This window comes from Methylibium sp. T29 (genome assembly GCF_000576205.1).
GTDB lineage: Bacteria > Pseudomonadota > Gammaproteobacteria > Burkholderiales > Burkholderiaceae_C > Methylibium > Methylibium petroleiphilum.
Window position 1 is genome coordinate 1 of record NZ_AZND01000129.1, and the last position, 9,916, is coordinate 9,916.

At 71.6% G+C, this 9,916-nt stretch carries 7 protein-coding genes and 2 pseudogenes; 4 read left to right on the forward strand and 5 right to left on the reverse strand.

Going from position 1 to position 9,916, the window contains the following annotated elements:
* On the forward strand, window positions 1-866 hold an 866-nt coding region (locus tag x551_RS14375), incomplete at its 5' end, for a septal ring lytic transglycosylase RlpA family protein (RefSeq protein WP_036249117.1).
* Window positions 867-875: 9 nt separating this feature from the next.
* Here x551_RS14375 and x551_RS14380 read toward each other — a convergent pair.
* A pseudogene (locus x551_RS14380) lies at window positions 876-1,627 on the reverse strand (SDR family oxidoreductase).
* Window positions 1,628-1,691: 64 nt separating this feature from the next.
* On the opposite strand from x551_RS14380, the gene x551_RS14385 reads away from it, so the two are divergent.
* Both x551_RS14385 and x551_RS14390 read left to right on the forward strand, forming a co-directional pair.
* Entirely contained in the window at window positions 1,692-3,605 is a 1,914-nt protein-coding gene (locus tag x551_RS14385; RefSeq protein ID WP_036249119.1) for a PhoX family phosphatase, read from the forward strand.
* A 115-nt stretch (window positions 3,606-3,720) separates the two neighbouring features.
* Window positions 3,721-4,152: a hypothetical protein gene (locus tag x551_RS14390; protein WP_036234295.1), complete on the forward strand. Its 432-nt coding sequence runs from the start codon at window positions 3,721-3,723 to the stop codon at window positions 4,150-4,152.
* A gap of 13 nt (window positions 4,153-4,165) precedes the next feature.
* On the opposite strand, the gene x551_RS14395 is transcribed toward x551_RS14390, so the two are convergent.
* Window positions 4,166-5,623 carry a CoA-acylating methylmalonate-semialdehyde dehydrogenase gene (locus x551_RS14395; RefSeq protein ID WP_275452073.1) on the reverse strand — a complete coding sequence of 486 codons (1,458 nt, stop codon included), beginning with the start codon at window positions 5,621-5,623 and terminating at the stop codon, window positions 4,166-4,168.
* A gap of 156 nt (window positions 5,624-5,779) precedes the next feature.
* Here x551_RS14395 and x551_RS24445 point away from each other — a divergent pair.
* A pseudogene (locus tag x551_RS24445) lies at window positions 5,780-6,730 on the forward strand (LysR family transcriptional regulator); the annotation flags it as partial.
* Window positions 6,731-6,955: 225 nt separating this feature from the next.
* Here x551_RS24445 and x551_RS14405 read toward each other — a convergent pair.
* From x551_RS14405 to x551_RS14415, 3 genes are read right to left on the reverse strand one after another with little or no spacing between them, the layout of a single operon-like run.
* Entirely contained in the window at window positions 6,956-8,053 is a 1,098-nt protein-coding gene (locus x551_RS14405; protein ID WP_036234298.1) for a sialidase family protein, read from the reverse strand.
* A 36-nt stretch (window positions 8,054-8,089) separates the two neighbouring features.
* The gene (locus x551_RS14410) at window positions 8,090-8,359 is read right to left on the reverse strand and encodes a MoaD/ThiS family protein (RefSeq protein WP_011831094.1); all 270 of its coding nucleotides are present in this window, start codon (window positions 8,357-8,359) and stop codon (window positions 8,090-8,092) included.
* A gap of 47 nt (window positions 8,360-8,406) precedes the next feature.
* Window positions 8,407-9,741, reverse strand: coding sequence for a D-amino acid dehydrogenase (locus x551_RS14415; protein WP_036249126.1), 1,335 nt, complete (start codon window positions 9,739-9,741; stop codon window positions 8,407-8,409).
* Window positions 9,742-9,916: the final 175 nt, after the last annotated feature.

The window sequence follows — 9,916 nt, forward strand, 5'->3', positions numbered from 1 at the left end:
GGACGGCCCGGCCCGCCGAGATCCCGCCCGACCTGGCCCGCACGCCGGACGCCGAACCGCGCGTCGAGCCGATCCGCTCGGGCGGACCCAACAAGCCCTATGAGGTGTTGGGCCGCAACTACACGCCCGAGACCCGCGACGTGCCGATCAAGGAAAAGGGACTGGCCTCCTGGTACGGCCGCAAGTTCCACGGCCGCAAGACGGCCAGCGGCGAGATCTACAACATGCACGCGATGACCGCGGCGCACAAGACCATGCCGCTGCCGAGCTATGCGCGGGTGCGCAACCCGGCCAACGGCCGCGAGGTCGTGGTGCGCATCAACGACCGCGGGCCCTTCGTGGCCGGGCGCGTCATCGACCTGAGCTACACCGCGGCGCTGAAGCTCGACCTGCTGCGCGGCGTGGGCCCGGTCGAGGTGGAGCGCATCACCTACGAAGACATCCGCACCGGCGCGTGGCGGCGCGATGCGGCGCCGACGGCCGTGGCGGCGGCCCAGCCAGAGGCCATGCCACTGCCCGCCGCGCCGGGCGGGCCGCCAGCATCGGACACGGTCGCGGCGGCTGAGGGGGCGGAACTGCCGGCGCTCCCTGTCGCCAGTGGCACGCCAAGCCGGGAGCTGACGAGCGGTGCGCGCGGCTACTGGGTGCAGCTCGGTGCCTTCCGCGAGCGCGGCGGCGCCGAGTCCTTCCAGCAGCGCGTGTCGAGCGAACTGGACTGGCTGGCGCCGCTGATGGCGGTGTTCAGCGAGGCGCCGCTCTACCGTCTGCAGGCCGGGCCGTATGCGTCTCGCGACGAGGCGCAAGGCGCGGCGCAGCGGGTGCGCGACGCGCTGCAGCTGGTGCCGGTGATCATCGAGCGGCGCTGAGCCGGCGCACTAGCGCCCGCCCGACACGTCGAGCAGCGCGCCGGTGACGTAGCTGGCCGCGTCGGACAGCAGCCACACGATGCTCTGCGCCACTTCGTCGGCGCTGCCGGCCCGCTGCATCGGCAGCTGCGGCGCGGCCCGCGCGGCGCGGTCCGGCTGGCCGCCGGAGGCATGGATCTCGGTGTCGATGATGCCGGGCCGCACCGCGTTCACGCGCACGCCCTCGGTCGCCACCTCGCGCGCCAGCCCGAGCGTGAAGGTGTCGATCGCGCCCTTGGCGGACGCGTAGTCCACGTACTGCCCGGGCGAGCCGATGCGCGTGGCCGCCGAGGACACGTTGACGATCGCGCCGCCCGTGCCGCCATGCACGCGGCTCATGCGCAACAGTGCCTCACGGGCGCACCAGAAGCTGCCGAACACGTTGATCGCGAACATGCGCTGCACGCGCTCGACCGGCATCGCATCGACGCGCGCTGCAACATCCACGACGCCGGCGTTGTTGACCAGCCCGCGCAGCCGGCCGGCGCCGAAGTGCGCGTCGATCGCGGCGAACATCGCGCGCACCTGCGCGTCGTCGGACACGTCGGCGCGGTAGGCCTCGGCCTCCCCGCCCCCGCCGCGGAGGTGTTCGACCAGCGCGCGCGCGGCCGCGTCGTCGCGTGCATAGTCAGGGCGACGGCCCAGCCTTGCCGGGCGGCGAGCGTTGCGGTCGCGGCGCCGATGCCGCGGCTGGCGCCGGTGATGAGCAGCAGGGATTTCATGGCCGACAGGTTAGCGCAAGCCCCCGGCGGCCGGCGCGCGCGAACGACGGAAGCAAGACACGACATGCCCAAGGACTTTTCAACGATGGAGGACTCCAACTCCTCTGCCAACCCGGCCTTCCAGCAGCTCAGCGATCCGGTGCGGCGCGTGCTGCTGCGAGGCGGGCTCGCCGCCAGCGTGGGTGGGCTGCTCGCGCCGCTGGCCGGCTGTGGCACGCCGGCGCGGGCTCCGGGCGGGGCACTGCTGGGCTTTCGCGCAGTGCCGGCGTCGAGTGCCGATGCCGTGGTGGTGCCGCCGGGCTATGTGGCCGAGGTGATCTACGCCTGGGGCGACGCGATCGGCGCACCGGGCCTCGCGGCCGGTCAGCCGGCTTTCCGCGGCGACGGCAGCCACAGCGCCGAGGACCAGCAGCTGCAGGCCGGCATGCACCACGACGGCATGCACTTCTTCCCGGCGGGCCGCGGCGATCGTGGCCTGCTGGTGGTGAACCACGAGTACACCGACGAAGGCCTGCTGCATGCCGACGGCATGCAGACCTGGAGCGCCGAGAAGGTGCGCAAGTCGCAGGCGGCGCTCGGCGTGTCGGTGGTCGAGCTGGCTCGTGCGGCGGACGGACGCTGGGCGGTGCAGCGCCCGTCGGCCTATGCGCGGCGCATCAGCGCCCGCACGCCGATGACGATCAGCGGGCCGGCCGCCGGCCACGCGCTGATGCGGACGGAGTTCGATCCCGGTGGCCGCGAGGTCATCGGCACCTTCAACAACTGCGCGCACGGCGTCACGCCCTGGGGCACCTACCTGGCCTGCGAGGAGAACTTCGTCGGCTACTTCCACGGCCCGGCGCAGCCGGATGCTCATGCGAAGCGCTGGGGCCTGACACCGGGCGGCTACGGTCTGCGCTGGCACGAGCACGACGCGCGCTTCAACGCCACGCTGCATCCGAACGAGTTCAACCGTTTCGGCTGGGTGGTGGAGATCGACCCGCTCGACCCGCGCAGCACCCCGGTCAAGCGCACCGCGCTCGGCCGCGCGGCGCACGAGGGCGCCTTCGTCACGCAGGCGGCCGACGGGCGTGCGGTGGTCTACATGGGCGAGGATGCGCGCTTCGAGTACCTCTACAAGTTCGTGTCGCGTGACCCGGTGCGCACCGGCGGTTACGCGAACAACCGCGAAGTGCTGGACCACGGCACGCTCTACGTGGCCCGTTTCGATTCGGACGGTACGGGCGAATGGCTGGCGTTGGTTCACGGCCAGAACGGACTCGATGCGCAGGCGGGCTTTGCCGACCAGGGCGAACTGCTGGTGAAGTCGCGCCAGGCGAGCGACAAGGTCGGCGCGACCAAGATGGACCGCCCCGAGTGGATCGCCGGCGACCCACGCACCGCGACGCTGTACTGCTCGCTCACCAACAACAGCCGCCGCGGCACCGACGGCTATCCGGCCGTCGACGCTGCGAATCCGCGCGCGCGCAACACCATGGGCGAGGTGATCCGCTGGACGGAGGTGGGAGGCCACGCCGCGACGCGCTTCCTGTGGGACCACTTCATCCTGGCCGGCGATCCGGCCAACGAGCGCGCCGAGGCGCGCGGCAACGTGAAGGGCGACCCGTTCGGCAGCCCGGACGGCCTGTGGTTCGACGCGCGCGGCGTGCTGTGGATCGCGACCGATGCGTCGCCGACGGCGCTGGGTCAGGGCGACTACGCCCGACTGGGCAACAACATGCTGCTGGCCGCCGATCCGCGCAGCGGTGAGGTGCGGCGCTTTCTCACCGGGCCGGTCGGCTGCGAGATCACCGGCATGGTCGGCACGCCGGACCTGCGCACGCTGTTCGTCAACATCCAGCATCCCGGCGAGGGCGGCAACGACCCCGGCGATCCCGCCGCTGCAAGAAAGCGCTCCACCTGGCCCGGCGGCGGCGGGCGGCCGCGCTCGGCCACAGTGGCGATCCGGCGCATCGACGGCGGCGCGATCGGCACCTGAAGGCGGATCGAGCTGGCTGTCGGCGCCGTCCGACAGCGCTCGGTGCCGTGTGCCGACAGCCGGGCCGAGGGGGCGTCCTAGGCTCCTGTGATTGAAATCGATCGAGGAGACGACGATGAACAGCCTCTTGCGCGCGATGGCGGGCGCGCTCTCGATGACGGCCGCGCTGTGGACCGGCGCCATCGCCCAGCCGGCCGGCGACGCGCCGCCAGTCCCGCGCGTGGAGCGGGCCGGCGGCATCAGCTACGTGAACGGGGGGGCGGGCGAAGAGGCCCGCGCGGTGATCGACCGCCTGTCGCCGGACTTCGCGTTGCGCAACGTGTTCAGCGGCCAGGGCGGCCAGTACGTGGTGGCCGAGCGCGTGACACTGCAGAACACCAGTGGCGGCGAGCCGGTGGTCATCCGGGACGCCGGCCCGATCCTGATGATCAGCCTGCCGCCGGGCCGCTACACGATGGAGGCCACGGTGGGCGGCCAGTCGCAGCGCAAGATCGTGCAGGTGGGCAGCGCGCCGATGCGCGTCGACTGGCGCTGGCCCGGCGCCTGACGGCGCTCGCCTGCTACTTCGACGTCGGCATCACGAACTCGGCGCCCTTGGGCGTGCTCTCGGGCCAGCGCTGCATCACCGACTTCTGCTTCGTGTAGAAGCGCACGCCCTCCTCGCCGTAGGCGTGCATGTCGCCGAACAGGCTCTTCTTCCAGCCGCCGAAGCCGTGCCAGGCCATCGGCACCGGGATCGGCACGTTGATGCCGACCATGCCGACCTGGATGCGGCGCGCGAACTCGCGCGCCACGTGACCGTCGCGCGTGAAGCAGGCGACGCCGTTGCCGAACTCGTGCGCATTGACCAGGGCCACTGCGCTGGCGAAGTCGGGCACGCGCACGCAGGCCAGCACCGGGCCGAAGATCTCTTCCTTGTAGATCTTCATTTCGGGCGTCACGTGATCGAACAGCGTGCCGCCGGTGAAGAAGCCCTGCTCGTGACCGGGCACCTTCAGGCCGCGGCCGTCGACCAACAGCTTCGCGCCCTCGTCGACGCCGTGCGCGATGTAGCCTTCAATGCGCTCGAGCGCCTGCGGCGTGACGATCGGGCCCATCTCGGCGTCGAGCTCCATGCCGTTCTTGACCTTCAGCGCCTTGGCGCGCTCGGCGAGCTTCGGCACGATCTGGTCGGCCACGTCGCCCACCAGCACCGCCACCGAGATCGCCATGCAGCGCTCGCCGGCCGAGCCGTAGGCCGCGCCGATCAGCGCGTCGACGCTCTGCTCCAGGTCGGCGTCGGGCATCACCACCATGTGGTTCTTCGCACCGCCAAGCGCCTGCACGCGCTTGCCGTGCTTCGCGCCGGTCTCGTAGATGTACTGCGCGATCGGGGTCGAGCCGACGAAGCTCACCGCCTTCACGTCGGGGTGGGTCAGCAGCGTGTCGACCGCCAGCTTGTCGCCCTGCACGACGTTGAACACGCCGTCGGGCAGGCCGGCCTGCTTCAGCAGCTCGGCGATGAAGAGGCTGGGGCTGGGGTCGCGCTCGCTGGGCTTGAGCACGAAGCTGTTGCCGGTGGCGATGGCCATCGGGAACATCCACATCGGCACCATGACCGGGAAGTTGAACGGCGTGATGCCGGCCACCACGCCCAGCGGCTGGCGCAGCACCCAATTGTCGATGCCCGTGCCGACCTGGTCGGTGAAGTCGGTCTTCAGCAGCTGCGGCGCGCCGCAGGCGAACTCGACGATCTCGATGCCGCGCGTGACCTCGCCCTGCGCGTCGGTGAACACCTTGCCGTGCTCGGCGGTGATCATCGCGGCCAGCGTGTCGCGCTGCTCGTTGAGCAGCTGCAGGAACTTGTTCAGCACCCGAGCGCGCCGCAGCGGCGGCGTGTCGGCCCAGGCCGGGAACGCGGCCTGGGCTGCGGCGACCGCAGCGTTCACCTCGTCGGCCGAGGCCAGCGCGACCTGGCGCGCGACGGCGCCGGTGGCCGGGTTGTAGACCGCCTGACGGCGCCCGCTCGTGCTGGGCACGGCACGTCCGCCGATGAAATGGCCGATCTCGGGCGGTGGCGGTGAAAGCTTCGGGGGCGCCCATGTCGTGTCTCCTGGCGATGATTCGATCCCTGCAGCTTAGGTGCGCAAGGCGGGTCTGACCAGTCACATTGCGTGACTACATTGTTCATTTGGATGAACAATGAGCGCATGAGCACGACCCCCAACGCGCCGCTGTGGCCCCACGTGCATGCCCTCGGCACGATCGCGCAGAGCGGCAGTTTCACGCTCGCCGCGCAGCGGCTCGGCCTGTCGAAGGCAGCGGTCAGCCAGCGCATCGCCGAACTCGAGCGTGCGGTCGGCGTGCCGCTGCTGCAGCGTACGACGCGCAGCGTGCGGCTCACCGAGGCCGGCAAGCAGCTGGTCGACGAGACCGCCGCCAGCTTTGCGCAGATCGAGCAGAGCCTGCTCGGCGTGCGCGACCTGGCCTCGCAGCCGCAGGGCCTGGTGCGGATGACGGCGCCGGTCGCGCTGGGGCGCCAGCATGTCGGTCCACAACTCGAGAGCTTTCTGCGCGCCTGGCCCGGCATCCGCGTCGAACTCGACCTGTCGGACCGGCTGGTCAACCTCGCGCACGAGGGCTTCGACCTCGCGGTGCGCCACACCAGTGCGCCGCCCGACAGCCACGTGGCGTGGAAGCTGTGCGCGTCGCGCACGCTGCTGCTGGCCTCGCCGGCCTACCTGCGGCGGCGCGGCACGCCCCGCCATCCCGACGAGTTGGCGGGGCACGATTGCCTGCCCTATCTGCGCAGCGGGCCGGCGCTGTGGGCCTTCGAGCAGGCCGCGACCCGGGGCCGCCGCAGCGAGCCGGAGCGGGCCCGCGTCACCGTGACGGGCCTGCTGCGGGCCAACAACTCCGAGGTGCTGCGCGACGCAGTGCTGGCTGGCCTGGGGCTCGCGCTGCTGCCCGACTTCAGCGCGGCCGCGGCGGTGAAGGCCGGTCGGCTGCGCGAGGTGCTGCCCGACTGGCGGCCGGTCGGCTTCTTCGGCGATGCGATCTATGCGCTGCGACCCTTCAGCGCGCAGGTGCCGCGGGCCGTGCGCTCGCTGGTCGAACATCTGCGTGCCGCCCTGGAGCCGGGTTTCGATCCCGGAAAAAAACAGCCCACCGGGGAGGGTGGGCTGGCAAGTCCTTGGGAAAGGACATCGTTGGGACTGTTGGAGCGTGCCGCGCCGCGAAGGGTGATCGCTGTGGCGCCGGCGCGCGCATCCTTGTTCCGTGTGACAGCGGGTGAAGAAACTGTAGGAGTCGGGGCGTTGCACACCCATCCCCATAACGTAGGGGTTCGGGGGGAGGTCCCGCCGCTGCGTTCAATCGAACGCGAGCGCGCTCACCGGCGGCAGGTGGGTAGACAGGCATTGCCAGTCGTCGCCGCCGTTCTCGCTGAGCCAGAGGTTGCCGCTGGTGGACGCCATCGCGAGGCGTTCGCCGCTGGCATCGACCCCGAGCGCATGGCGATAGACCAGGTCGTAGGCGGGCGGCGGCGGCAGCCCGCGCGTCAGCGTCTCGAAGCTGGCGCCGCCGTCGCGCGTGCGCGTCACCACCAGTCGGCCGTCGACCGGCACCCGGCACTCGTCCTTCACGGCCGGTACGAACCAGGCGGTCGCAGGTTGCTGCGGGTGGACGGCCACCGCGAAGCCGAACACCGAGGGGCCGGCCTCGGGGATCTCCTGCCAGCTGCGTGCGCCGTCGCGGCTGACGAAGATGCCGTTGTGGTGCTGGGCCCACAGCGTGTCCGGTGCGGCGCGGCATTGCACCACGCGGTGCGGATCCTGGATGTTCTGTTCGTAAGCCTGGTCGGGCGGCATGAAGGCCGCGCGCATGCCCTGCGCCGACAGCGTCCAGCTCGCGCCCTCGTCGTCGCTGCGCCAGACGCCGCCGCACGAGATCCCGAGCAGCAGTCGCCGGCTGTCGCGCGGGTCGACCAGCACGCTGTGGATGCCCGGGTGGTCGTAGCCGCCGCCGAACCAGCCGCGGCGCTCGGGGCGTTGCCACAGCGACTCGACCAGTCGCCAGCTCGCACCCCGGTCTTCGGAGCGGAACAGGCCCCCTGGGATGGTGCCGGCCCACAGCACGCCGGGCTGTTCAGGCCCGCCGGCGGCGAGGCTCCAGATCAGCTTCAGATCCCAGGGCACCGGATCGTCGTTGCCGTCCGGCTTGGCCGGATAGGCCGGTGCGGCCAGCTCCTGCCAGTGGCTGCCACCATCATCGCTGCGGTGCAGCTTGCAGCCGAAATGACCGAGGTTCAGCGCGGCGTACAGCGCGCCGTCGCGTGCGTCATGCAGGACTTGACTGACCGGGTCGCCGAGGAAGGCCGGTGCGGCGTTCGGCCGCCACCCGCCGGTGTCGTCGCGGTGCCAGCCCTGCAAACCCTTGCGGGTGGCGACCCAGAGTCGGTTCGACGGCATGAGGCTCTCCTTGTCATCAGGCCGCGCGCTGATCGTTCAGCCGCCGGTCAGCGCCTGCAGCACATGCACGTCGGCATCGGGGCGCAGCGCGTCGCTCAGGTGCTGCCGATCCCGGGCCCGCTGCCCGTCGATGAACACCGCGACGTGAGCGCGCAGGGCGCCCTGGTCATCGAGCAGGTAGCCGCGTGCCCGCGGGCTGGTCTTGAACACCTGCTCGAGGGCTTCGGCCAGCGTCGCGGCCTGCAGCACGTGCCGCGGACAGTCGACGTGGCGCTGCAGGTGGGCCGTGAACGTGACGCTGACCATTGCGCACGATTCTGCCGCTGCAGGCGGGCCTGTGGTGCGTCGGGGCGTCAGGCTTGCGAGGGCGCTGCCGCCGTGGCGCGGCGTGCACCAGCCCAGGTGGGGCCGCTCCGGCGCTCGCCGAGGAAGCCGAACTCGAGTGCCGGCCGCTGGCCGCTGATCAGTTCGGCCAGCGCCCGCCCGGAGCCCGCGCCATGCGTCCAGCCGAGCGTGCCGTGGCCGGCGTTGACCCACAGGTTCGCGATGCGGCTGCGGCCGATGCAGGGAATGTTGGTGGGCGTGCTCGGCCGCAGGCCGGCCCAGAAGTTCGGTGCGGACAGATCGGCCACGCCGGGAAACAGCTCTTCGTAGCGCCGCACCAGCGCCTGGCAGCGCACGCGCGCGGTGGGGCTGTCGAGGCCGGTGTCGTAGCCGGCCAGCTCGGCGGTGCCGGCGATGCGGACCTCGTCGCCCAGGCGCGAGACGGCGATCTTGCGCGCGTCGTCGATCATGCTGACCACGCTGGCGCGCTCCGGCCGGCGCAGCTTCAGCGTCGCCGAGTAGCCCTTTGCCGGGTAGATGTTGAGGTGCACACCGAGCGGGCGCAGCAGCGGCGCCGTGTAGGAGCCGAGCGCCGCCACGAAGGCATCGGCCTTCAGCGTGCGCGGCTGCTGCGACGCGAGGTCGTGGATGCGCACCGTGCCCAGCCGATCGCCTTCGCGGTCCAGGCCGTCGATCGCGTGGCCGTACAGGAAGACCGCACCGCGCGCGGCGCAGCGCTTCGCCAGCTCCTGCGTGAACACGCGTGCGTCGCCCGATTCGTCGCTCGGCGTGTAGGTGCCGCCGGCGATGCGCGGGCCGTAGCTCGCCAGCGCCGGCTCGACGCGCAGCACCTCGTCGCGCGACAGCACTCGGCGGTCGACGCCGTGGCGGCGCATCAGCTCGGCACCGGCCGCGCCGCCTTCGAGATCCTTCTGGCTGCTGAAGAAATGCAGGATGCCGCGCTCGAGCCGGTGGTACTCGATGCCGGTCTGCGCCACCAGGGCCTTCAGCGACTCGTGGCTGTAGCGGCCCAGCGCGACGAGCTGCTGCACGTTGCGCTCGAAGGCGCCGTCGGTGCATTGCGTCAGGAAGCTCAGGCCCCAGCGCCATTGCCAGGGATCGAGCTTGGGGCGGAACAGCAGCGGAGAGTCGTCGCGCGCCAGCCACTTCAGCACCTTCAACGGCGCCTCGGCGTTGGCCCAGGGCTCGCAGAAGCTGACCGAGATCTGCGCCCCGTTGGCGAAGCTGGTTTCCAGCGCGGCGTCGGGCTGGCGGTCGACGACCGTGACCTCGTGCCCCTGCTCGAGCAGGTACCAGGCGGTGCTGACGCCGATGATGCCGGCGCCCAGGACGATGACCTTCATGATGGCGACTCCTCTCGTCAAGCCTGCTTCAGCGGCGTCAGCAGCAACTGCGCCGCGACCGCCCACATCACCACGGCGACCAGTGCGTCGATCGCCCGCCATGCGGCCGCCTGGCGCAGGAAGCGCGCCGCGCCGACCGCGCCGAACCGAGCAGCGCGAACCACGCCGCCGACGC

Coding starts and splice junctions, on each gene's coding strand:
- x551_RS14415 (WP_036249126.1), bottom strand. CDS start 9,741: ATGAAGGTCATCGTCCTGGGCGCCGGCATCATCGGCGTCAGCACCGCC.
- x551_RS14385 (WP_036249119.1), top strand. CDS start 1,692: ATGCCCAAGGACTTTTCAACGATGGAGGACTCCAACTCCTCTGCCAAC.
- x551_RS14410 (WP_011831094.1), bottom strand. CDS start 8,359: ATGGTCAGCGTCACGTTCACGGCCCACCTGCAGCGCCACGTCGACTGT.
- x551_RS14405 (WP_036234298.1), bottom strand. CDS start 8,053: ATGCCGTCGAACCGACTCTGGGTCGCCACCCGCAAGGGTTTGCAGGGC.
- x551_RS14390 (WP_036234295.1), top strand. CDS start 3,721: ATGAACAGCCTCTTGCGCGCGATGGCGGGCGCGCTCTCGATGACGGCC.